Source organism: Nocardia citri, from assembly GCF_054065835.1.
The window spans coordinates 54,184-79,525 of record NZ_JBSUQM010000021.1; the positions used below are offsets into that span (position 1 = coordinate 54,184).

General features: G+C 65.7%; 15 protein-coding genes. 9 read left to right on the forward strand and 6 right to left on the reverse strand.

Features of this window, described 5'->3' with window-relative positions:
- Positions 1-239: 239 nt before the first annotated feature.
- The 6 genes from ACW2Q0_RS23800 to ACW2Q0_RS23825 all read right to left on the reverse strand — a co-directional run bounded on the left by ACW2Q0_RS23800 (position 240) and on the right by ACW2Q0_RS23825 (position 13,050).
- Positions 240-4,451, reverse strand: coding sequence for a TIGR02680 family protein (locus ACW2Q0_RS23800; protein ID WP_457193115.1), 4,212 nt, complete (start codon positions 4,449-4,451; stop codon positions 240-242).
- Between the two features lie 3 nt (positions 4,452-4,454).
- On the reverse strand, positions 4,455-5,870 hold the full coding sequence (locus ACW2Q0_RS23805) for a TIGR02678 family protein (RefSeq protein ID WP_457193151.1): 1,416 nt from the start codon (positions 5,868-5,870) through the stop codon (positions 4,455-4,457).
- Positions 5,870-7,414, reverse strand: coding sequence for a TIGR02677 family protein (locus ACW2Q0_RS23810; RefSeq protein WP_457193116.1), 1,545 nt, complete (start codon positions 7,412-7,414; stop codon positions 5,870-5,872). The genes ACW2Q0_RS23805 and ACW2Q0_RS23810 overlap by 1 nt, the downstream gene beginning before the upstream one ends.
- Before the next feature lie 353 nt (positions 7,415-7,767).
- Positions 7,768-8,961 (reverse strand): XRE family transcriptional regulator, encoded by a 1,194-nt coding sequence (locus tag ACW2Q0_RS23815; RefSeq protein ID WP_457193117.1) that lies wholly within the window; start codon positions 8,959-8,961, stop codon positions 7,768-7,770.
- 480 nt (positions 8,962-9,441) lie between these two features.
- Positions 9,442-11,946 carry an AMP-binding protein gene (locus tag ACW2Q0_RS23820; RefSeq protein ID WP_457193118.1) on the reverse strand — a complete coding sequence of 835 codons (2,505 nt, stop codon included), beginning with the start codon at positions 11,944-11,946 and terminating at the stop codon, positions 9,442-9,444.
- A 201-nt stretch (positions 11,947-12,147) separates the two neighbouring features.
- A complete protein-coding gene (locus tag ACW2Q0_RS23825) occupies positions 12,148-13,050 on the reverse strand; it encodes a PAC2 family protein (RefSeq protein ID WP_457193152.1) in 903 nt (300 codons plus the stop codon).
- A 137-nt stretch (positions 13,051-13,187) separates the two neighbouring features.
- On the opposite strand from ACW2Q0_RS23825, the gene metH reads away from it, so the two are divergent.
- From metH to ACW2Q0_RS23870, 9 genes are all read left to right on the forward strand, one after another.
- The gene (gene metH / locus ACW2Q0_RS23830; protein WP_457193119.1) at positions 13,188-16,784 is read left to right on the forward strand and encodes a methionine synthase; all 3,597 of its coding nucleotides are present in this window, start codon (positions 13,188-13,190) and stop codon (positions 16,782-16,784) included.
- A gap of 424 nt (positions 16,785-17,208) precedes the next feature.
- Positions 17,209-18,876, forward strand: coding sequence for a serine/threonine-protein kinase (locus ACW2Q0_RS23835; RefSeq protein WP_457193120.1), 1,668 nt, complete (start codon positions 17,209-17,211; stop codon positions 18,874-18,876).
- An 18-nt stretch (positions 18,877-18,894) separates the two neighbouring features.
- Positions 18,895-19,566, forward strand: coding sequence for an HAD family hydrolase (locus tag ACW2Q0_RS23840; protein WP_457193121.1), 672 nt, complete (start codon positions 18,895-18,897; stop codon positions 19,564-19,566).
- A gap of 202 nt (positions 19,567-19,768) precedes the next feature.
- Positions 19,769-20,632: a HalD/BesD family halogenase gene (locus ACW2Q0_RS23845; protein WP_457193122.1), complete on the forward strand. Its 864-nt coding sequence runs from the start codon at positions 19,769-19,771 to the stop codon at positions 20,630-20,632.
- 10 nt (positions 20,633-20,642) lie between these two features.
- Positions 20,643-21,479: a class I SAM-dependent methyltransferase gene (locus tag ACW2Q0_RS23850; RefSeq protein WP_457193123.1), complete on the forward strand. Its 837-nt coding sequence runs from the start codon at positions 20,643-20,645 to the stop codon at positions 21,477-21,479.
- A complete protein-coding gene (locus ACW2Q0_RS23855) occupies positions 21,476-23,287 on the forward strand; it encodes a choline/carnitine O-acyltransferase (protein WP_457193124.1) in 1,812 nt (603 codons plus the stop codon). The genes ACW2Q0_RS23850 and ACW2Q0_RS23855 overlap by 4 nt, the downstream gene beginning before the upstream one ends.
- Before the next feature lie 109 nt (positions 23,288-23,396).
- Positions 23,397-23,678 (forward strand): phosphoribosyl-ATP diphosphatase, encoded by a 282-nt coding sequence (locus ACW2Q0_RS23860; RefSeq protein ID WP_457193153.1) that lies wholly within the window; start codon positions 23,397-23,399, stop codon positions 23,676-23,678.
- A 46-nt stretch (positions 23,679-23,724) separates the two neighbouring features.
- Positions 23,725-24,576 (forward strand): ATP phosphoribosyltransferase, encoded by an 852-nt coding sequence (gene hisG, locus ACW2Q0_RS23865; protein ID WP_457193125.1) that lies wholly within the window; start codon positions 23,725-23,727, stop codon positions 24,574-24,576.
- A 614-nt stretch (positions 24,577-25,190) separates the two neighbouring features.
- The gene (locus ACW2Q0_RS23870; RefSeq protein ID WP_457193126.1) at positions 25,191-25,340 is read left to right on the forward strand and encodes a hypothetical protein; all 150 of its coding nucleotides are present in this window, start codon (positions 25,191-25,193) and stop codon (positions 25,338-25,340) included.
- Positions 25,341-25,342 lie beyond the last annotated feature (2 nt).

The following is a 25,342-nucleotide window of genomic DNA, read 5'->3' on the forward strand; positions in this document are numbered from 1 at the left end:
TCGGCAGCGCCCGGATCAGTACTGCCGTGCTGATCGTGCTCAGCGCACAGACGGCGACGGTGTAGCAGGCCACCGCTGCCGAGGTGGAGCCCGCGCTCCACAGTGCGGTCGCGATGAGCGGGGCGAGGCTACCGCCTAGAACGACCGAGACCTACACGATCAGTGATGTGCCGGAGTAGCGGACCGAGAGTGGGAAGAGGTCGGCGATCGCTCGAAGACACTGTCTATCCGTTCGCGATTCAGCCGACCGGGGCCGGGGTGCCCGGCATATTGTCCAGCGCCAGCCCGCCCTCGATGGAATTCGGGACGCGGCGGCGGTTGGGCGAGCCGAGCGCGGCGGTGAGATCGGTCCCGTCGTGTTCGGCCAGCAGATCGCCGCTGTCCCACACCAGCAGCGTTGCGCTGACGGTGTTCTCGGCGGCCGAATGCGCGAGATCATAATGCGCGCAGCCGGGGACGTGCGGATAAGTGATCCACAGGTCGTAACCGGTCATGAACAGGTCGAGGTCGAATTGCACACTCAGGCCCAGCAATTCGCTGCGGCCGTTATCGTCGACACCGGCGAACGCCTCGTCCAGCGCGAGCAGTCGCGGCGCCTGCGGATCGGCCGAATCGAGCATGACATGCGCGGCCGCGAACAGTGGCAGATGCAGCGCGACCGACTGCTCACCACCGGATAGCGCACTGTGCTTGGCCACGGTCAGTCTGTCCTCGCTGCCGTCGGCGGAAATCAGGGTGAAGGAGAACACCCGCCAGGTTCGGTAATCGAGGGTCGCGCCCAGGATTTCGGGGTAGGAACGTTCCGGATGCGCGGCACGCGCGGCCCGGATCTCGGCGGCGAAGTGGGCTCGGATGGCCGCCAGATCGTCGGCGACAAGGGCGGATGCGTCGCGATCCAACAGTTTGCACATCGCGCGGGCGGTATCCGAGAGCGAATCGGCGAGCACCCAGTGCACGCCGATGGTATTGCCCGAGGACATGCGGCGTTGCTTCATCTCCGCACCCATGCGGGCGATGAGATCGCGCGCATCGCTGGTGCGTTCGTAGATCTGCTGGGCCAGACCGGTGAGCAGCGCGTCCTCGAGGATCCGGCGTTCGGCGTCGGTGAGCAGCAATTCCTGATCGCGGCGGGCGGCGTCGATGCGGGTGGCGAAATCCGCGAGGGCCGACATCCCGTTGTCGTCCTGTACCTGGACGACGGTCAGGCCGTCCGCGGCATCCCATTGCAGCCGGTAGTCGCGGCCGGATCCGGCCAGCGCGGCATCGAATTCCTGCAGTGCCGAGGTCACCGCGCTGCGGGTGGATTTGCGCGCGGTCTCGCCCGCCCGCACGGAAGACGTTGCGGCGGTGAGGTTGTCGAAGAGTTCGGCTACCCCGTCCGGCAGCACCTGGGGTTCGGCCCGCGGTCCGGCCGCCGAAATGCGGTAGAGCAGTTGTTCGGGGGTCGACCATGCGGCCTCGCTGCTCGGCCAGCGGCTGTCCGCGGGTGCGCCGAGCAAGGTCAGCAGATCTGGTTGGGCGTAGGGCGCGAGGGCTTTCACATCGGCCAGGACCTCGATGAGCGCGGTGCCGAGCGATTCGTGTGCGGTGCGGTAGGCCGCCTCCGCATCACCGACCGCCTCGATCGCCGTATTGGCCGCCCTGCGGGCGGCCTTCTGCTCGGCCCTGCTCACCTCGATCTTCGCGCGCGCCTGGTCGAGTTCGCGATCGATATCGGCGGCACCCGCGCCGAGCGCCGCACGCAGGGTTTCGAGTTTGCGCAACTGCTCCTGGTAACCCGCATTGGCGGCCTCGGCCTCCTCGGCGAAGGCCTCGGCCAGATCGCGGGCCTCGTCGAAGCGGTCCGAACCCTCACGTTCGCGTTCGCGCTCTCGTTCATGGTCGGCGCGCAGGCGCAGCAGACCGGTCCCGGTGTTCTCGAAATGCCGGATGGCGGCGGCGAGCGCATCGATCTCGCGGGCGCCGCGCGGCGTGCGATGTGCCTGGGCGACTGAACGCAGCTTCTTCTCTACAGCGGCCGCCTCGGCGACCGCCTGGTCGAGATCGCGTTCAGCCTGGGTGACCGCCTCGGAGCGCGAACGCATCATGCCCGCGGCTTCCGAAACCGCGCGCAGGGCGGCGGTGATGGCAGAGGGGCGCGGCAATGCCTTGGCGGCGGCGGAGATTCGCGCGAGTTCGGTGCTCGCCGCGTCCTCGTCGGCGCGGGCCTGCCGCTGTGCCTGTTCGGCGGCCGAGATAGAGCCCGCCAACTCGGCGAGCCGGATTTCCCGGCGCTTGGCGCGGGCGGTGGCGCCGATGAATTCGGCATCGGGTTTGTGGTGGCGGCCGATCTGGACGCCTTGGCGGAATCCACCGGTGGTGCTGACCGCGACCCCGGTGCCGAATTCGGCATCTTCGTCGTATAGGGAAATGGAGGCGAGCACATCCGCGACGATGTGCTTCGGCACCTCCAGGTCGGCCGAATCATCCTCTATGACAAGGACATCGGCCAATGTTCGACCGGAGGGCCGCGCATCGGGTGGCAACGGAACCAGGAACTGGTCGGAAGCGTATTCCGGCCGCTCGGATTGCACGCAGACCCAACTGTCGAGCAGGTCCGCGGCGTGCAGGGCGGCCTCGATGCCCGCAGCCTGCGCCGGTGTCACGGAATCGGCGAACCGGACCAGCCGCCACAGCGGCGCACCCGCACGGCCTGCCGCGTTCCGCGCACGTGCGGCCGAAACCGGTGGGGCTTCGTCGCGCTGGGCCGCGACCTCGTCACGTTCGGCATGGAGTTCGGCGAGCCGGTCACCGGCCAGTGTGGCGGTAGCGCGGGCTTCCTGACGGCGGGTGCGGATATCCTCGAGCAGCGGTTCGGCGCGTTCGGCCAAAACCTCGGTAACACCGGCGACCTCGTCGGAACCCGCGGTGGCCAATGCGGCGTCGAGCGCCTCGAACAGGCCTTTTCGAATGGGGGAGTACACGTCTCGGTGCGCACCCCACCAAGTGCGCAATGCGCCACCGGCTTCGGTGCGCGCGAGCACAACGGCCGCCTCGGCGGCCGAGACCTCGGCGGCGGCCGATTCGCGCAACGCCCTGGCACGGTCGGCGAGTTGTTCGGCCCGATTCCGTTCGGCCGTAGCGGAATCCAGCAGACCCAGCGCGTTACGGACCGCGCGGACGTCGGCGTCGCGCTCCTCGGCATGTCCGCGAACCGCTGCGGTCAGTTGATCGCCACGGGCCTGATCGGTTGATCCTGCCCAGGTGATGCCCGCCTCTTCGGCGGCGAGACGCAATTCGTCCTCGCCGCGGGCCAGCGCGGTCGCGGCGTTCCGCACGGCCGCCTTGACGCGCTCGGCCTCCGCACCGCGTTGAGCGAGGGTTTGCCGGGCCTCGAGCGCCTTGTCCTGGTGCACAGCCGCCGAGGTTTCCAGGCCGCGGACCGCGTCGGCGAGATCGTCGAGTTGCTGTTTGCCCTCGTAGGCGCTGGAGCGCTGCAGGGTTTCCCGGTCCGAGAGCGCCTGTTCATAGGCGCGGTCGGCATCGTCGGCGCATGCCTCGGCGGCGGTGCGTTCACCCTCGCGACGTTCTCGCAATGCGATAGCGGCGAATAGGGCGGTGCTGGCGTGTGTCACCGCGTCGAGGCGGGTCCGCACCTGATCGACGTCGGTCTTCGCCTGTACCGCAAGGTATTTGCGGTATACCCCGACGAAAGACCTGGTGGCGGTATCGGCGTGGACCAGACCCTCCAGAGTGCGCCCGACCTCCTCCATATCGCTGAACGAACGCGCCGCGTCCAGGATCAGCTGGTCGTCGAGCGGGCGCAGACCATCGGTGAGTGCCTGCGAAAGTCCGCGCGGATCGAGGTTTTTCGCGAGCTGAGGCCGGCGCAGCGTGAGAATGAGATTGATCAGCTGGTCGTAGCGCTGGCTGCCGAGACCGAACATGCGCGCATCGATCGCGTTGCGGTACTCGACTGGTCGATCGACGATGGCATCGGTGCCGATCTGCTCGGCCAACTGCTTGCGCGTCAGCGGCCGATCGTCGGGTCCGATCAGGGAGAAGTCGACGCCCGCACGACCGTCGGCGACGAAATACCAGCGCGCCACCTTGTCCGAAGACCGGGTGGCACGCATACCGATGCCGATGGTGACGACCTCGGGATCGTCCCATTTACCGCGCGCGAACTCCATCCACACGTACGAATACGCGGATTCCTGCTTGCGATACAGCAGGTTCGACTTCATGGTGCGCTCTTCACCCGCGAACGGGTTGAGCCTGCGCGGTTCGATGCGGCCGTCGAGCACGAATGGGAACAGCACCTCGAGTGCCTTGGTCTTACCGGAACCGTTGGGTCCGCGCAGTACCAGCCTGCCGTCGGCGAAGCAGTATTCTTGGTCGCGGTAGTCCCACAGATTGATGATTCCAGCGCGGGTCGGAACGAACCGCACTCCGCCATGGATGAGTGACATGGTTTAGATCCCTTCCGTACCAACGCTGCCGGCCCCGACAGTGTCGGCGGCGGTGACGAACAATTCGGCGGCCCGCTTGGTGCGGACGGTGACGATCGCGCCGCGGTAGCGGGCCAGTGCGGGCAGAATGATCAGGCCGTCCGCCACCACCTGGACCAGCCGCAGCCGCTCCAGCAGGCCGCTCACCTCCCGGGTCAGCCCGGGAACATCGGCCTGCCACTGCGCCGCGAAGGTGACACCGTAGCGGTCGGTCAGTGCCTGCACCGTCTCGCCGACCCAGCTCGCCTCGACGAACGGGTACGTCGCGCGTACAGCGCCTATCGCCCCCGCATCGGGATCGGAAACCTCCTGCACCACTTCGGGATCGGTCGACGGGCGATCGGCGAGCGGGACGAATACGGTGGATTCCGGGATGGCGCCGTCGAGTTGTTCGGCGAGTGCGAGGGCCGGATCGGATGCGCCCGGACGCACCGGCACCGGATTATCGATATCGAGGACGCGATCGGCGATCTCACCGGCAAGCAGCAGCGCCACTTGCGCCAGCGTTCCGGTGCCCGGGAAACGGATATCGGAGAGACGTCCGGAGACATCGATCAATGCGACGCCCTCCGCGCGTCGTTCGGCCCGCAGCCCGGTGAACAGTTCGACATCCGCGACGACCCGATCCTGCAGCAATAGCCGCTGCTCGTCGTAGGCCAGATCCTCGGCGTACACCACCGGACGCTCCACGAGACAGCGCCGTACCCGCCGCGCCGCATCGGCGGACTGTGCATTCGTGGCCGAACCGGGCGGTGGCGCGTCCTCGGTGAGCAGGCCACGCACACTGTGTAAATGCTGCAGTGCGCGTGGCGGTCGGAACAGCGCGAAGACCACCGGCCGGTCGATGTCGTAGAGCGCTTCGCCCGCCTCCGGGTCGGCGGCCCAACCACCCGCATCGCCATCGGCCAGGGTGAGCGCGCCCCGGTGCGCGAGCCAGCCGACGGCATCGACGAAGGCATCGCGATCGGCGGCGCGCTCGGGTGATAGTTCGAGGCCCTCGATCCGGCCGGTATAGGCGGCGACTCGATCGGCCAACTCCGACAAGGTGATCTGATCACCCGCGCGGCCGAGTGCCGCCAGTGCCAAGGCCAGGTAGGCATAGCGGCGGCGGTCGAAAACGCGCTCGGTGACGGCGCGGGCCGGTTTGCCGGAATCGAGCCGATCGAGGACCGGAAATACCCGCGCCGTCGTCTCGGTGACCTCGAGCCGGTAGCCGAACAGCTCCGCTAGATCCTCGCGGAGTTCGGTGGCCCAGCGGCGGATCAGCGGCAGTGCGATCCGGTCCGGATAGGTCCGGGTGACCAGATGATTGGCGAGGATCACGCGGGCCGCGCGTTGATAGTTGTCGAGTGCGAGGGAGTCGATGCGGCGAGCGTTGATCATGCGCGTCGTCCGCGGGTCGACTGCTTCACCTCGAGGCGCCGATTGTTCAAATGCAGCAGCCCGCGTGCGGTGCGGACCACGGTCGAACCCGGATGTTCGGAGACGGTGAGGGTGACCCCGCTATCCGAGCCGGTGGTCCCGTCGATGCGGCCGCTGACCGGAACCCAGGCGGTGGATGCGGCATCGAGCAGGCGCAGCAGCACCTCGGTTTCGCGTTCGTCGAGGACGCGTTCGTGCACCGAGGCGGCAGCCAAGGATTTGGCGGCCTCGGCGCGCGCGCGTTGGGCGTCGAGTTGCGCCTCGCGGAGTCGGCGAATTCCCGCGTCATTGCGTTGGATTCGGGCCGGGGCACCGACCTGCGGCGCCCGGCCCGTCTCGGCGAGTGTGCGCGAGATCTCCAGCGGCGGTGCCTCCCACCAGGAGCGGATCGCCGGAATCAGCTCCGCATCCGGATGTTCCAGGCAGATGTGACGCGGCCTGCCGAGACCGAAGACGGCGTCGAAGAGCGCGTGCGCGCTGTCGGTGGTGGGCGCGGCGGTGAACCAGCCCGCCAGATGCCGCAACGCCGATTCGCGGCTCACTCCGCCCTTCCGTGTCTCGGTGACCCGCCGCAGCAGCGACAGCACGGCGGCAATCGCGCTCATGGTCGCCTCCCGCAGCCGATCCGCCTCGGTCGAGGACGATTCGCCGGGAATATCGGCGGCCGTCGCGACGAACCAGGTTCGTAGCCCCTGCCAGCGTGCCCGCCAATCCGCTTGCCGCTCGGCCGGACTCAGCAGCACCCGCTCGTCGCTGCGCGCCGCCCGCGCGATGAGTTCGTCGACGCCGGTCTCCTCGATCTCGCCGATCGCCGCGGCCAGACGCGGTGCGAAGCGAGCCAGATCCATACTGAACTCGCGCATATGCGCGAGCAGTGTGTCCTTGTGCGCCAGGAACGATTCCGGCGTGATCTCGGTGGTGCGGACCAGATCGCCGAGCGAGAGGTAGAAGTGCGCGGCCCGCGCCGCCATATCCGAGAGCGCCGCATCCAATCGGCGCAGCGTTCGGTAGACGCGCTCCGCATCACCCGACTTATTAGCCTCGGCAAGGGTATTGAGATCCGCGAGCAGTTCGGGCAGTACAAGTCGCGACAGTGCCGCCTCGTCCAGACGCGCTTCGAGCACACCCGCGACCGCCCGGTATGCCTTGAATCCGGCCTGGGTGAGTTGATAGACGTAGTGCCGATTCCGATACTCCGCCAATGTCGCGGCCCGCGTCCCGTCATAGCTGCGCTCGACCACACCCCACCGATGCAGCTGATCCAGCAGCGGCCCGATCTCGGGTCCGGTCAGCTGGGGTGCATCGGGCGCACTGCGTTCGATCCAGGTCGCGACATCGCCGGCGTGCAGCAACACCACATAGGCCGCCCGCGCACTGTCGAATGCTCGCAGCACCCACAGATACTCCGTGCGCTTCTCGGCTGTGGCGAAGGAGAACAGCCGCAACCGCTCATCCCATAGCGCGGGCGCGGCATACGGCAGGCCGTCAACGGAGTCGGTCACCGGGAACAGGGTAGTAGCGGGTCGGTCGCGGGTGTCGAGTCCGACCCCTATTCGGCGTGGCCGCGTCCGGTTTGCCCCCTGTTCGCCACCCGGTGACTCACAGATCGAATCGGGCGCGCAGGCCGATCTTGACCTGCTCGAGCACCTCCGAGGTGAGATCGCCGACCTGCTCGGTGAGACTGTCCTTCGCGCCCACCAGATCAGAGAGCGGCGCTACCCGTTCACCGATGGGCGCACCGGCCTCGAAAACGTGGTGCGTAGCGACTCGTCCGCATCGCGACGCACAATGACGCGAACGCGATACATTGCCCACCCCTTACCGCTGGCGATGAATCAAACGTACGCCGAAATGATCACTCGCAGGACAAGGTCCGCAACTGATCCAGATACACCCGGGTGCGCGGATCGCCGGGGTAGCGCTCGATGATTTCGCGCGCCGCTTCGCCCGCGATCCACATCAGCGACGGCAGCGACCGACGCTTGCCCGTGAAGGCCCGCATGCCCTCGTCCAGCGCGAGTTCCAGATCGTGGTCGCGCACCGCGACTACCGCGAGGGTGAGGTGTGCCTCGGACACCCGCATCGGATTGCGTATCGTGCCGTCGGCGCGCGTCGAGTGCCGGATGACCTCGCGCGCATAGGATTCCGCGAGCGGATCCTCACCCGCGACGCGGCAGCAGTCCATGGCATAGAAGTCGAACTTCTGCGGATCGACCACGAAATGATTGTCCAGATTGGTCGGGTGGTCGAGTCGCTCGAGGATTGCTCGTCCCTGATTCAGCGACGCCTCCACCTCGCCTCGATTGCCCAGTCGTGCCCATGCCTTCGCACGTTGTGCGCACAGCTGGACACCGACACCGAGGCCGCGGCTGGTTGCCAACGCCGGATCGACCGCCTCGATCGCACCTCGATAGTTACCCTGGGTCACGGCGAACCAGGCCGCCATTTCCGCACTCCAGCCGGTGATCTCGGCGTGGTCGGCTTCCTGACCGAGCGAATAGGCCGCGCGGCGAGTGGCTTCCGCGGCGGTGCGCCGTCCGAGGTCGTAGTCCACGCAACCGACCAGCAGCGCAACCCAACCGGCCAGCACGAGAATTTCCCGATGCTGCTTCAGCGTCAGTCGGCCATCCAGCAGTGAGGTGATGCGGCGCAACCACGACGTGCCCTCGTTGTGCAGATCGTGTGGATCGGCAAACGGATATTCGCAACACAGTCGCTCCGCGGTGATGCGGATGGCATCGAGCGTGGCCGTGGAAACGTCGGACATCCTTAGCCTGCCGATGAATTCGAGGGTGTCCATCCCCGTTGCCGAGAGCAGTTCATCGTCGCGGTTGGGACGGTTCTTCGGGAAGAATGCCGCGGTCACCGTATCGAATGCGGCGGCGATGATAGGGGCATAGAAATCATCCGGACGCGACTCGCCCGACTCCCAACGTCGCCAATTACGCAGCAGGGTACTGTCCGTCGGCAGGTTGTGCGAAGACTTCGTGCGCATGACACGGACGGCGTCGGCTTGTGACCATCCCCGCGCATCACGTTCGGAGCGCATTCGGACAGCCCAGACGGGTCGATCGTCTCCAGCGGCCACGTCTGTAGTATCGCACCAGTTAACGCTCAGTGGCCCGAATAGGGCATACAGATGTCACTGGGTTGACACCTGCACTCGCAGTTTTGCGTCCTACATGCTGGATATGGGCGCGGAAGATTTGCCACGCTCCAGGTGTAAAAGGCATCTGCTCTTGCAAGTACGCAGTGCCCCTCGGCGACGGGGGTGATCCACATAAGAGAACAGCGAGAGATCCCCAATCCAACGGAGGTTCGGGTGGACGCGTTGATCTATGGATACTTGCGTGACGATTTGGCCGATGGCCATGGTGCGGAACTCGAGGACGCGATGAGCAGCCTCGCGCGCGACGAAGGGCTCTGCTTCGCCGCAACATTCCATGAATCGACTTCCGGCGACGGCACGGCATTCGCCGAGCTGACCCAGGAGCTCAAGCGAGCGGACGCGCATCACGTGGTGGTGCCGTCACTCGATCACTTTGCCGGCCAGACGATTCCGCGAGACATTCTGCTCGCGAAGCTGGCCCACGACGCCGCGGCGCAGGTATGGACCATCGAGAGCTGTGCGCTTCGCGACGAAGATCTTGGCGAAGAAGCTGTGCACCAGGACTGACCTGTGCCGCAGGTTCGTCACCACCCAGGACGCCACCACACCGGCCGCGAGGGATGCGAGCAGCGCAGCGAGATAGTGCTGTCCGAATGGTGGATAGACCTGCCAATGCAGCAGATAGACGAACAATGAGCTGTCGGCAAGCAGCGCGGCGACCCCCGCGACCATGGCGGGCACCCGGACCGTGGGCAGCCAGATCAACAACAGCAGCCCGGACATCACCAGCTGTTCTCGATCGGGGACGCCGAAATAGCCGGGCACCGTTCCCAATAGCACCGCGCTCACCAGTAGCCGCTGCCAGATCGTCATAGCCTTCGCCGCCGCCCAGCCGAGTGCGAAGAACCAGCAGGCCAATGGCGAGTACGGCACCTCCTTGGCCGGGTAGAGCCCGAACGACCAGAACCGGAACACCATGGTGAGCCCCACCAATCCCAAGGCGAACCAGAACGGTTCGCGCCGCTGCACGGCATCGATGAACGGCACCCGGATCAACAGCGCGGATACGACCATGATCAGCACCAGCACCTCGATGAACCACAGGTGCCCCGCGGTGTCGCTGTCATGCGGTCCGAGAATCTTGTTGAGCAGCAACACGTTCTGCCAGCTGTAATAGTCGGTGAACAGCAGTGTGAGCGCCACCCAGGCGGTGGTCGGAATCGCGATGAGCGCCACCGTGTGCAGTGCGTGCCGCAGCCGTTCGGCGCGCGGGGACATGGTGACCGCGAAGCGGGCGAAGTTGAATCCGGCGACACCGAGCAAGATATGTGCCGCGCCCCAGTGCACGAATATGCCGATATGTGAGCTGGCGACCAGCACGATTCCGGCGGCGCGCAACAAGGTCGGGGTATCCACCGTGCGACCGAATGTCCGGTGACCGTCCGGAACTCGCTCGAGTTCGGCGACGGTCAGATCCGGCCAGTTCGCGGGCAGCCGCCCGAGTGCCCGCTCGAGTCGGGTCGAAGTGGTGATGTAGGTCAGCGAATTGCCGCCGAGATCGACGAAGGTGCTGTCGGGCCGGACTCGGGCCGGATCTATGCCGAGGGCAATGGCGTAGAGTGCGCGGATATCGCGGGGCGGCAGTTCGGGTTCGGGTGCGGAGAGCCGGCGGATCGCCGGATAGTCGGGCTTGCCATTGGGCAGGCGCGGGATTTCCCCGACCGCGCAAGCGCGAATCGCCACGGCCGGTAGACCGGACAGTTCGGCGGCGGTCGCGGCAAGCGATTCCGCCGGAGATTCGGCGGCGACGACCAACTGGTCGTCATCATCGGTGCAGCATGCCGTGAAACCGGCTGCGGCCAAACCGGATTCGAGTCGCTGCAGATCGATTCGCAGGCCGAAGATCTTGGCGAACCGGCTGCGCCTGCCGACCACTTGGTACAGCCCGTCGGGTGTGCGCCGGGCCAGATCGCCGGTGCGCAGTGATTCGACCGTGCGGCCCAGGGCGAGATCGCGTGGGTCCTCGGCGTAGCCGAGCATCACATTGGGCCCGTGATAGATCAATTCCTCGTCGTGGGTATCCGGCACCTGCTCCAGGGTGAATCGGCCACCGGGAATCGGCTTGCCGATGCAGTCCGGATGTTCGGCGGCCAATTCCGGTGGCAGATAGGCCATCCGCGCGGTGGCCTCGGTCTGGCCGTACATGACGACGAAGTCCCAGCCGGTCCGCCTACCCAATTCGGCGTAGTCGCGGACGCGCTCGGGCGCGAGGCGGCCGCCCGCCTGGGTGAGGTAGCGCAGGCTCGGCAGGGTCATTTCGGCGAACCCGATGCGTTCGAGCAGATCGATCGTGTACGGCACCGCGGCGAAAGACGTTGCGCCGTAGCGGCGGAACTGGACCCAGAATTCATCATCGAGAACCGACCGGTCGGTGAGTAGCAGACTCGCACCGCGTAGCAGATGGCTGTGCACTACCGACAATCCGTAGCAATAGAACATCGGCAGGGTCGTCGCGGCTCGGTCATCGGCATCGATGGCGAGGTATTCGGCGATAGCGTCCGCATTCGACATCAGATTGGCCGCGGACAACCGCACCAGCTTCGGCGAACCGGTCGAACCCGAAGTGCTCAGCAGCAGCGCCAACTCCGGATGCAGGCGATGTGCGGAGCGGGACCGTCGAATCCACGGCGGGCCCGCATCGATGACGACATCGGGATCGTAAGTGTCCAGCAATTCGCTGGTGATATTCGCGGTGAGTAGAACGACGCAGTCCGCGCTCAGCGCGCCGAGATACGCGACGAGCGAGTCGATGTCGTTGCGCGCCGCGAGCGCGATGAGGCGCCGGTTCGCTCCGAGCTGCTCCGCGTACTCTTCGACACGTGCCGCCAGCTGCGCATAGGTGATCCGCTCCAAACTATCCGGCACCGATTCCGCTGCTGTGACGGTCGCCGATGGAGATCGAGAGCAGAGGACGGCGATCCGGTCGTCGAAACTACGAAGATGCGCGACGATCCGGTGAATAGTCACCCGGGAAGTCTAGATGGCAAGCCTTTCCATACTTACGTGTGGCCCCATGGCGAACTTTCGGTGAACTATCCGAACCTGAACCGAGACGGCACGAACCGATTACAGTCCGAAACTGCCCGGACCCCGTCTGCGCAGATACTTTTCGAATTCGGCCGCGATCGCGTCACCATCGATCTTGGCTATCGCGTCGTTGAGGTCGACGGCCGCGTCGCCGCGTTCCTCGAGCGAGCGCACATACTCGCTGATCTCGTCGTCGCCGACGGTCATCTCGTTGACGGCGCTCTCCCAGTCCTCGGCCTGTTTGGGTAGCTCGCCGAGCGGCACCTCGATATCGAGCACATCCTCGACGCGGTGCAGCAGCGCGATGGTCGCCTTCGGATTCGGCGGCTGCGAGACGTAATGTGGCACGGCCGCCCAGAACGAAACGGCGGGTACGCCCGCCTTCACACACTGATCCTGCAGGACCCCGGTAATGCCGGTCGGCCCCTCGTAGCGGGTCTGCTCCAGACTGAACCGTTCGGCGGCTTCCTTGCTATAGGCCGATCCGGTGACGGGCACCGGACGGGTGTGCGGGGTATCGGCGAGTAGTGCGCCGAGTATGACGACGGTCTGCACGCCGAGTTGTTCGATGAACTCGAGCAGATCCGCGCAGAAGCTGCGCCAGCGCATATTGGGTTCGATACCGCGCAGCAGCACCACATCGCGATCGCTGCCGGGCGGCGAGCAGACCGAGAGCATGGTGGAGGGCCACTGGATTTCCCTGGTCACACCATCGACCTGACGCACCGTCGGCCGATTGACCTGGTAGTCGTAATAGTCCTCGGAGTCGAGTTCGGCCAGTGGCTCGGCATCCCAGATCAGTTCCAGATGCTCGACGGCACCACTTGCCGCATCACCCGCGTCGTTCCAGCCTTCGAAGGCGGCGACCAACACAGGCTCGCGCAAAGTCGGCAGTTCCGGCTCGGGTGACACCGGAGATTCACTGGAGTTCACCCCGGTCAGCCTACGGCGTGTGGGCACATGGCGTTGAATTTGCGTAGTCGGCGCGGCACCGTCTGTTCATCTGTCCGGGCAGAGCATGGCGCCTTATACCGATACTGTGGTTCGGCATGTCATAGCCGCCCATTACGCTTGACCACATGTCTGCGTCCAGCTCAGCCGCCTTCGATACCACCCTTCTCGACACGCTGCGTCGGCGTGTCGTGATCGGCGACGGTGCGATGGGCACGATGTTGCAGGCAGCCGAGCTGACCTTGGATGACTTCCGCGGTCTGGAAGGTTGCAACGAGATCCTCAACGACACCCGCCCCGATGTGCTGCGCAATATCCATCGTGCGTACTTCGAGGCCGGTGCGGATGCGGTCGAGACGAATACCTTCGGCTGCAATCTGCCGAACCTCGCCGATTACGATATCGCCGACCGGATCCGCGATCTTTCCGAGCGTGGCACCCGCCTGGCCCGCGAGGTCGCCGACGAGATGGGTCCGAGTGCCGACGGCACCCCGCGGTATGTGCTGGGTTCAATGGGACCGGGCACCAAACTGCCGACACTGGGTCATGCCCCCTTCACCGCGCTGCGCGATGCCTACACCGAGGCCGCGCTCGGCATGCTGGACGCGGGTGCGGACGCCATTCTGATCGAGACCTGCCAGGACCTGTTGCAGGTCAAGGCCGCCGTGACCGGAAGTCAGCGCGCGATGGCCGAACTGGGCCGGCGGATTCCGATCATCACCCACGTCACGGTGGAGACCACCGGCACCATGCTGGTCGGCAGTGAGATCGGCGCCGCGCTCACCGCGCTGGAGCCGCTCGGCATCGACATGATCGGATTGAACTGCGCGACCGGTCCGGACGAGATGAGCGAACACCTGCGCCATCTGTCCCGGCATGCGACCGTGCCGGTGTCGGTGATGCCGAATGCCGGTCTGCCGGTGCTCGGCGCGAACGGCGCGGAGTATCCACTGACCCCCGAAGAGCTGGCAATCGCGTTGCGCGGCTTCGTATCCGAATTCGGTCTCGCACTGGTCGGCGGCTGCTGTGGTACCACGCCCGAACATATTCGCCAGGTCACCGCGGCCGTGCGCGAGGTGGAACCGATGCTGCCGCCGCTGGACCAGCGGCGCGCCCCGCTGCACGAGCCGAGCGTGTCGAGCATGTACACCGCGGTGCCGTTCGAACAGGATGCCTCCGTCCTGATGATCGGCGAGCGCACGAATGCCAACGGCTCCAAGGCATTCCGCGAGGCCATGCTCGCCGAGGACTGGCAGAGATGCCTCGATATCGCCAAGGATCAGACCCGCGACGGCGCGCATATGCTCGACCTGTGTGTCGACTACGTCGGACGCGACGGCACCACGGATATGGTGGCGCTGGCGTCCCGACTGGCGACCGCCTCGACCCTGCCCATTATGCTCGACTCCACCGAAACCCCGGTCTTGCAGGCCGGTTTGGAGCACCTCGGCGGTCGCTGCGCGGTCAACTCGGTGAACTACGAGGATGGTGCCGGTCCCGGATCCAGGTTCCAGCGGACGATGAAGCTGGTCGCCGAGCACGGCGCCACGGTCGTCGCGCTGACCATCGATGAGGAGGGCCAAGCCCGCACCGCCGAGAAGAAGGTGGAGATCGCCGAGCGGCTCATCGCCGATATCACCGGCAACTGGGGTCTGCGCGAAAGCGACATCATCATCGACACCCTGACCTTCACCCTCGGCACCGGCCAGGAGGAGTCGCGGCGCGACGGTGTCGAAACCATCGAGGCCATCCGGCTGCTCAAGCAGAAGCATCCCGAGGTGCAGACCACGCTCGGTCTGTCGAATATCTCCTTCGGCCTCAATCCCGCCGCGCGTCAGGTGCTGAACTCGGTATTCATGCACGAATGTGTCCAGGCCGGATTGGATTCCGCCATCGTGCACGCCTCGAAGATCCTGCCGATCGCCCGCATTCCCGAGGAACAGCGCGCAACCGCGCTGGATCTGGTCTACGACCGGCGCCGCCCGGATTACGACCCGCTGCAGAAGCTCATGTCACTGTTCGAGGGCGTGTCGGCCTCGTCGTCGCGGGCCTCGCGCGCGGAGGAATTGGCGGCGCTGCCGCTGTTCGAGCGGTTGGAGCGGCGGATCGTCGACGGTGAGAAGGCCGGGATGGAGGCCGATCTCGATGCCGCCATGACCGAGGTGCCGCCGCTGCAGATCATCAATGAGACGCTGCTGTCGGGCATGAAGACGGTCGGTGAGCTGTTCGGCTCCGGCCAGATGCAGTTGCCGTTCGTGCTGCAGTCGGCCGAGGCGATGAAGGCGGCGGTGGCCTATCTGGAGCCGCATATGGAGACCACCGACGACAGCGGTAAGGGTCGCATCGTCCTGGCCACCGTCAAGGGCGATGTGCACGATATCGGCAAGAATCTGGTCGACATCATCCTGACCAATAACGGCTACGAGGTCGTCAACCTCGGCATCAAACAGCCCATCGCGACCATTCTCGATGCCGCCGTCGACAAGAAGGCCGACGTGATCGGCATGTCCGGTCTGCTGGTGAAGTCGACCGTGGTGATGAAGGAGAATCTGGAAGAGCTCAACACCAAGGGCGTCGCCGACCAATTCCCGGTGCTGCTCGGCGGCGCGGCGCTGACCCGCGCCTATGTCGAGAACGACCTCACCGACGTCTACCACGGTGACGTGCACTACGCCCGCGACGCCTTCGAGGGCCTGCGGCTGATGGACGACATCATGACCCGCAAGCGTGGCGGTGGCCTCGATCCGGACAGCCCGGAGGCGATCGCGGAACGCGAGAAGGCGGCCGAGCGCAAGGCCCGGCACGAACGTTCCAAGCGGATCGCCGAACAGCGCAAGGCGGCCGAGGTGCCGATCGAGGTGCCCGCGCGCTCCGATGTGGCCGCGGATCTGCCGGTCCCGGTGCCGCCGTTCTGGGGTACCCGAGTGGTGAAAGGTGTTTCGCTGCACGAGTATTCGGGACTTCTCGACGAGCGGGCGCTATTTCTCGGCCAGTGGGGTCTGCGCGGTCAGCGTGGCGGCGAAGGCCCGAGCTACGAGGAGTTGGTGGAGACCGAGGGGCGGCCGCGGCTGCGATACTGGCTGGACCGATTGTCCACCGAAGGCGTACTGCAGCATGCGGCGCTCGTCTACGGGTATTTCCCCGCGGTCTCCGAGGGCGACGACGTGATCGTGTTGACGGAGCCCGATCCGGATGCTCCGCAACGCTACCGGTTCAGCTTCCCGCGCCAGCAGCGCGACCGGTTCCTGTGCATCGCCGACTTCATCCGCTCGCGCGAACGCGCACGCGAAACCGGTCAGGTCGATGTGCTGCCGTTTCAGTTGGTCACCATGGGGCAGCCGATCGCCGACTTCGCCAATGAACTGTTCGCGGCCGACAACTACCGCGACTATCTCGAGGTGCACGGTGTCGGCGTCCAGCTCACCGAGGCGCTCGCCGAATACTGGCACCGCCGGGTCCGCGAAGAGCTGGTGCTGGAAGGGCATTCGATCGCCGATTCCGACCCGTCGGACGTGCAGGACTACTTCAAACTCGGCTACCGCGGCGCCCGCTACTCCTTCGGCTACGGCGCCTGCCCGGATCTGGAGGACCGTGCGAAGCTGGTCGACCTGCTCGAGGCCGACCGCATCGGTGTCGTCCTGTCCGAGGAGCTGCAGCTGCATCCAGAACAGTCGACCGATGCGTTCGTGCTGCTGCATCCGGAGGCCAAGTACTTCAACGCGTAAGTGCCGACCAGTCTGCTTGCGGGCGGAATTCGTCATCCGTCCGGTCCGGAGCATGTGATTCTCACCGCATCGGATTCGGTGCGATCGGTGCGGTGATGGCCTTGATTACCTCGTGATATGTGAGATCAATTGCCGTCGTTCGGAGTACGCGACGACACGAGGGCGCACGACGCGCGGAGGTATCCGGTCGGGAGCGCGCCTCTGACCTGGGCCATCGCATCGGGGTTCGCGCGACGGTGGATGGATGTCGGTCGGGTATGACACAGTCGGAACTGTTGCAACTGCATCCGAGGCAGTCGGCGGATGCGAGCGTCCTTCGGCAATTCGGGTGCAAAGGACTTCGGCGCGTAGCATTTTCGAAGATTTCCGCTTACGCGCGGAGTGCGGAATTGGCTCGGCGGTAAAGCAGGAGGGGCACAACACCATGACGGCGGACCGGTTGATCGCTGGACGGTATCGGCTGACGGATCCGATCGGCACCGGTGCCATGGGCGTGGTGTGGCGGGCTACCGATGTCCGGCTGCGCCGCACCGTCGCGGTAAAGCAGTTGGTGCTCGCACCCGGTCTGTCCCGGTCTCAGGCCCTGGAGGCCAAGCTGCGGGCCATGCGGGAGGGTCGCATCGCCGCACGGCTGCATCATCCCAACGCGATCACCGTCTTCGACGTCGCGGAGGAGGACGGCCAGCCCTGGCTGGTCATGGAGTACATGAACGCGCCGAGCCTGGCCGCGAAATTGGCGGCCAAGCGGACCCTCGCGCCGACCGAGGTGGCCCGCATCGGGGCGCAGGCCGCGGGCGCGCTGGCCGCCGCGCACGACGCGGGAATCATGCATAGAGATGTGAAGCCGGCGAATCTGCTCGTCGGTGACGACGGCACGGTGAAGATCACCGACTTCGGCATCTCCCGCGCCGTCGGCGACGTGACGGTCACCGCGACCGGATTCCTGGCGGGCACTCCCGCCTACCTCGCCCCGGAGGTGGCGCGCGGTGAGAACCCGGAACCGGCCTCGGATGTCTTCGCGCTCGGCTCCACGCTGTACGCGGCGGTCGAGGGCAGCCCGCCCTTCGGTGAGGGCGATAATGCGCTCGCCGTCCTGCACGCCGCGGCGCGCGCGCAGGTACCGCCGCCACAGCACGCCGGAGAACTCGGTCCGGTGCTGATGCGGCTGCTGGCCGCCTCGGTCGATGGCCGCCCGAATATGCGCGAGGCCAAGGAGGCGCTGGAAGCCGTCGCGGCGGGGCGGACTCCGGCGCTGATGACCACGCCGACGGCGACCAAGATGCTGCCCACCCCCAGCGCGGACGCGGGTGCGACCACCGTGTTGAACAAGTCGGGCGCGGCGGAAGACGCGACGCAGGTCGTTACACTCGCGGGTCCGCCTGCACCGGCCGTCGCGTCGCCGCCCGTGCCGCCGAAGTCCGGCGGCACGCTGCCCGGCGGTGGCGATGCCGGCGAGCAGAGTCGTGGCCGCCTGATCGCGGTGGCCGCGGTCGCCGCGGTCGCGGTGCTGGTGTTGATCGCGGTCATCGTGTCGTCGCTGAACAAGGATGATTCGGGCGGTACGGCGGTCGGCTCGACGACGCCGACACCCGCGCCGAACAGTTCGGAGACCGGGCCGGAGTCGCCGATCGCGATTCCACCGGGTCAGCCGGAGCAGCAGGCACCGACGACCACCGCGGTGCCGAGCACCCAGCCGAGTACGACGGTGACATCGACGCCGACCTCGTCGGCCAAGCCGTCGACCACCGCACCCCCGACAACGATCACCACCACCCCGTTCGGCCCGGCCACCCCGGACCGGATTTCGCAATTCGTCTACGGCTACTACGGGATGCTGCCCGGCAATGCACAGGGCGCCTGGTCCCAGCTGACGCCGTCCTACCAGGCCCAGACCGGTGGCTTCGGCTCCTACTCACAGTTCTGGTCCACCGTTCGATCGGTGAGCGTGGGCGGCGTCACACCCAACGGTGAGAACCGGGCGGTCGTTTCGCTTACCTATAGCCTGAAGAACGGCTCGACCTCATCGGAGAACCGATGGATCCAGGTCGCGTCGGAGAACGGGCGATTGCTGATCGCCGCTTCGGGTTTGTAGACAAGGGAGACGAATCGGGTGCCGTCGCGACTTGCCGGGGTGCTGTGGGATATGGACGGCACCCTGCTCGATTCGGAGAAACTGTGGGATATCGCCGTACGCGAACTGGCGCGCGCACACGGCCACGAGATGAGCGATGGACTGCGGCATTCATTGATCGGCGCGTCCGGGCCGAATGCTCTTCGTCTCATATTCGATGGTTTGGGTATCGAGGCGACATCGGCCGCGGTGCGGGTCGCCGGTGAATTCATCGAGCGGCGGGTGACCGAATTGATGGCGGGGCCGATCCCGTGGCGGCCCGGCGCGAAGGATGCACTCGCATTGGCGCGCACCGCGGGTCTCCCGACCGCATTGGTCACCAATACCAAGCGGTCGCTTACGGAATTCGGATTGGACACGCTCGGCCGCGATTTCTTCGATGTTTCGGTCTGCGGTGACGAGGTCGCGCACGGTAAGCCGGAACCCGAGATCTATCTGCGTGCCGCCGAACTGCTCGGCGTGCACCCGCGAGACTGTGTGGCACTGGAGGATTCGCCGACCGGTGCGGCCGCGGCTGGTGCCGCGGGTTGCGCGGTCATCGTGATCCCGTGTGAGATACCGGTTTCAGCGGCGCCGGGGCGGGTATTTCGTGATTCATTGGTGGGATTGACCCTGCGGGATCTGGAAGACGCACTGCGCGTCGGAGATTGAACCACGCATCCGAGCCAGGGGGTTTTCAGGACGGATAATGATCGTGCGTCCCGCTGTTCGTAAGCCGGCACTCTCGACTCCGGCACAGTGAGAGTTACTGTGCCGCAACGCAAGTGCCCGCAGTTGATAGTTTTGACCCTAGTCATCGGGCAACTTTGTCGAATCCCGGGCGTGTCGCCGATCGCTCGACCAAAATTACGCCATGGCAGCGACGGATGTCCTGGACGAGATCGTCGATACGACACGGTATCCGCTGGGCGATCCGACTGGCGCGGGGTGGGGCGCAGCGGTGACGCGGGCGCGCGCCGAACTCGCTATGAGTGGTTGTACGGTACTGCGAGAGTTCATCCGTCCGGAGTTGGTCGACACCTTGCGGGCACAAGGCGAGGCGATGGCCCCGGATGCGCATTATGAAGTCGAACGGGTCAACGCCTACAATATTCCGCTGAATACCGAACTGCCGCAAGATCATCCGGGCCGCATCGTGCTGGAACGCGGCAATGCCTTCGTCCCGCGCGACCGGATCCCGACCGAGGCTCTGATCCAGCGGCTCTACACCAGTACGGTGTTCCAACGTTTCGTCGCGGATTGTTTCGGACTGACCGAATTGCACGAATTCGCAGACCCTTTGGCCGGACTGTGCCTGAATGTGGTGACGCCGGGAATGTCGCATCCCTGGCATTTCGACACCAATGAATTCACCGTCAGTATGTTGACCCAGCCCGCCGAGATCGGTGGCATCTTCGAATACTGCCCGAATATTCGCTCACCCCACGCCGAGAACCTCGACGATGTGCGCGATGTGCTCACCGGATCCAGTGCGCACTTGATCCGGAACCTCGACCTGCGGCCCGGCGATCTGCAACTGTTCCAGGGCCGCTTCTCGCTGCACCGGGTTTCACCGGTCGAGGGCGGCAGGGCACGGCATTCAGCGATCTTCGCCTATACCGATCGGCCTGGTGTCATCGGCACCGTGGAACGCACCCGTCAACTGTTCGGGCGAGTGCTGCCCGATCACCTAGCCGCCGCGGCCGACGCCGTCCGTGGCGATCGGTTGCTCGACTGAGAGGGACGACATGCCAGTGCCGTTGCATACGACCGGAAAAGCTTCCTTCGACGACATCTACGACCGGCCCGATCCGCGTGACTACTACACCCGGATGGCCGAATTGGACTACCGCATACCGGAACTGGCGAAACCGTACTTCCAGCAGCAGATTCGAGAATACCGCGCCTCAGCGCGCGTGGACACGCCGACCGTGCTCGATATCGGTTGCTCCTACGGCGTCAACGCCGCGCTGCTGCGCTTGGACACCACCGTGAGCGAACTCGCCGAACACTACGGCGCCGCCGAGGACGCCGATCAGGCAGCCCTCATCGCCCGCGATCGGGCTCGCCTGGACGCCCGCGACCAGTTCCCCGGGATCCGTTTCATCGGCATGGATGCCGCCCGCCCGGCGCTGGCCTACGCCCACGAAGCCGGATTCCTGCACGACACGGTGCACGCGGATCTCGAGGCCGCCGATCCGACCGAGGCGCAACGTCGTACGCTTGCGGCTGCGGATATCGTCATCTCGACCGGTTGCGTCGGATACGTCACCGAGAAGACGCTGGCGCGGGTGGCAACGGCGCACCCACGTCGTCGGCCGTGGATGGCACACTTCGTACTACGCATGTTCAGTTTCGAACCGATCGCCGCGGAGCTGGCCGCGCTCGGCTACCGCACCGAGCAAGCCCACGGGGTGTTCGAACAACGCAAGTTCGCATCCGATAATGAACGCACCCAGGTGCTGAATACCTTGGCCACCAACGGAATAGACACCGATGGCCAGGAAAGCACAGGTTGGCTGCTGGCCAACCTGTATATCTCGCGACCGCTACCGAAACACGCCGACACCGAGGACCCGCATTGACCGAACGCACCTTCGCCGCCGAGGACCACCTGCCAAGGGTGCCTCTGCCGACGCTGGAGGACAGCGGCGAGCGATTGCTGCAGTGGTGTGCGCCACTGCTGACCGCCGACGAATTCGCCACCACCGAGGCCGCGGTCGCCGACCTGCTTCGCCCTGACGGTCCGGGCCGAAAGCTGCACGCGGCACTGGCCGAATACGACGCCACTCCCGGTGTCGGTAGTTGGCTGGATCTGTTCTGGCCGTCGCGCTATCTGGGCCGTCGCGATCGCATCGCATTGAATGCCAACTTCTTCTTCCTCTTCCGCGATGACACCGTATTGGCCGCCTCCACCGGGGCGTCGCAGGTGGAGCGGGCGGCCGCGATCATCACGGCCGCGGTCGATTACAAGCTGGCCCTCGATATCGAGGCGATCGCGCCGGTCACTCAGCGCGGACAGCAGCTGTCGATGTGGCAGAACAAGTACCTGTTCTCCGAGACCCGGATTCCGGGGGAGACACAGGATTCCGTGCGAGTGCCCTACAGCGACGAATGGCCGGGGCCCTCGGCTGCCCGGCATATCGTGGTGTTCTTCCACAGCAGTATGTTCCGGATGGATGTAATCGGCCCGGACGGTGTGCCCTATTCGCCGGACGATCTCGCCGACGGACTGCGCGCGGTGCTCAAGGCCGGTGCGCGCTCGGCCCGCACCGATACCGCGGTCGGCCATCTGACCACCAAGGCGCGGGCCGAATGGGCCGTCAGTAGACAGGGGTTGCGGGCCGAACCCGCCAATGTTGCGGCCTTGGACACCATCGAGACCGCGCTGTTCGGTCTGTGCCTGGAGGATTTCACCCCACGCGACGAACTGCAGGCCTGTGATCAGCTGCTGCACGGCGACAGCGCTAACCGCTGGTTCGACAAGTCGGTATCGTTCATCGTCTTCGCCGATGGTCAGGCGGGTATCAATATCGAGCACTGCGGGCTCGACGGCACCACCATCCTGTCCTTCGTCGACACGCTGCTGCAGACATCCGTCGCCGAACACGCCGAACGGACCGGGGCGCAGCCGCAGGGGTTGCCTGTGGTCGAACCGATCGAATTCGTCCTCGATCAGGCCCAGCGCGCCGATATCGCGGCGGCGGCGGCAGCGTTTTCCCGATACGCTGCCGAGAATGCCACCGCGACAGTATCTTTCGATTTCGGCACCACTCGCGCCAAACAACTCGGCATCTCACCGGATGCGTTCGCGCAGCTGAGCTATCAGCTGGCGCACCGGCGCAGCAAGGGTTTGACCGGCGCCACCTACGAATCCATTGCCACCAGGCAATACCGCAACGGTCGCACCGAGGCGATGCGTGTGGTGACACCGGAGATGGTGGCGTTCGTCGACGCCCTGCAGGATCCGGCGGTCGGGCAGGCCGACCGGCTCGCCGCGGCGCGGACCGCCGCGAGCGCGCACGTCGAACGTGCCAAACAGTGTCAAGCGGGCGATGCGCCCGAACAGCACCTCTGGGAACTCGAGTGGATCCAGCGACGGCGCGGGGCCGAACTCGGCGTCACCGAGTCGATCCCGCTCTACACCAGTCCCGGCTGGACGATCATGCGCGACGACTACCTGAGCACCAGCTCGGCCCCGTCGGTCAATATCCGCTACTTCGGTTTCGGCTCCACCAGCCGCAAGTGCATCGGCATCGCCTACGTCCTGCTTCCGGACCGCTGGAACATCTACCTGGCCACGCCGAAGCCGGTCGCCACCGAGATGTACGCCTTCGCCGACCACCTGCGCACTGCCGTGGCCGACCTGGAAGCTCTCCTTTCCGGGCGCTGACCCATGCGACTTCGCACCCCTTGTGACGGCCCCAGAAGGGGTGCGAAGTCCTGGGAAGAGTGAGTCTGTCGGGTGCTGCCGGGCCGGAGCAAGCGGTCCGCATACCCGTCTGAAACAATGGCTCATCGTGAAGAACTTCGAAACCCTGTTCGCCGAACTGCAAGAACGTGCGGTTACCCGCCCGGAGGGGTCCGGGACCGTGGCGGCATTGGACGCCGGTGTGCATTTCCAGGGTAAGAAGGTGCTCGAGGAGGCCGGTGAGATCTGGTTGGCCGCCGAGCATGAAGGCGACGAGGCGCTCGCCGAGGAGATTTCGCAACTGCTGTACTGGGTCCAAGTGCTGATGGTGGGCCGCGGGCTGAAGCTGGACGACGTGTATCGACATCTGTGACGAGCGCGTCGATCCCTAGTTCACCTCCGGCGAAAGGACCCATCCCATGCTGCGCGTCGCAGTTCCCAATAAAGGCGCACTCTCCGAATCGGCCACCTCGATCCTCGCCGAGGCCGGTTATCGCAAGCGCACCGATTCCCGCGACCTGACCGTCCTCGACCCGGCCAACCAGGTCGAGTTCTTCTTCCTGCGGCCCAAGGACATCGCCATCTACGTCGGCTCCGGTGAGCTCGACCTCGGCATTACCGGCCGCGATCTGGCGCTGGATTCCGGTGCGCCGGTACAGGAACGGCTCGCACTCGGCTTCGGCCGCTCCACCTTCCGCTACGCCGCCCCAGCCGGGCGCGAATGGAAGGTCGAGGACCTCTACGACAAGCGCATCGCCACCTCGTACCCGAATCTGGTCCTCACCGATCTGCAGCGGCGCGGTATCGAGGCCGAGGTGATCCGCCTCGACGGCGCGGTCGAGATCTCCATTCAGCTCGGCGTGGCCGATGCCATCGCCGATGTGGTCGGCTCGGGCCGCACTCTGCGCCAGCACAATCTGGTCGCTTTCGGTGAGACGTTGTGTGATTCGGAGGGTGTTCTCATCGAGCGCACCGGCTCCGATCAGCAGGAACGTGCCCGCAATCAGCTCATCGCGCGCATCCAGGGCGTGGTGTTCGGTCAGCAGTACATCATGTTGGACTACGACTGCCCGAAGGAACTCCTGGAGCAGGCGGTCGAGATCACGCCCGGCCTGGAGTCGCCGACGGTCTCCCCGCTCGCCGATCCGGGCTGGGTCGCCATCCGCGCCATGGTGCCGCGCAAGCAGGGTAATGAGGTGATGGACCGGCTCGCCGAACTCGGCGCGAAGGCCATTCTGGCCTTCGATATCCGCTCCTGCCGCGCCTTCTGATCCGGCTTCGAACAACTCGGCCCGGCCACTCGGCGGGCCGAGTTGTTTTGTGCGAGTGATCGATTCACTGCGATTGCAATCGGTGTGCTGACCTGCGTTCGATTGGTACGTTTCGGCCTCGATGCGGAAATGCAAGGAGTACCACCGTGTCGCAGACACCGCCTGTGAAACCTTCGGGCAGCACATTCGCATCGCGGCCGCAGGCGCGGTGCGGGCCAAACCCGAGCAGATCGTGTACGCGGCGTCGCTGGTGACGACCACGCAGAACGCGTTCATCGGCCTTGTCGTCATCGCGCTGACCGCTACTTCAGCCGTCGGTTCGGGACGATCCGCGGCTGTCGTTCCACAACTTCACCACCTGGATCCGGACCGGCAACCTGACGTTCCGATGTTCGCCGGTCACCGCGGTGAGCGTTGCAGGGCGATGGCAGCCGAAGGAGCTTGCGTAGTCGGCGGGTGGGTGAGCACAGCGGCGTCGTGTGTGTCTTCTTGGCGACTGATCTCACGAAAACTTCATGCTTCGCCGTCAACACTGGGGGCGCGTTGGGCGAAACAAGTAGGGAGCAGCTCGGACGGATAGTGCCGTTCGGGTACGAAGGAGAGGGGAGTACCCAGTGAAAGCAAGTGTCGAGTCGGTCGGATCGTGGTCGCGGATTCGCAATGTGCTCATTGTGATCGGTGATGCCGTCGGGGTGTTCGTGCTGATCGGCGTCATCGCGGCCCTCGGTTCGCACGGCTTCGATCTGAACCTGTTCGTCGGCTGAGC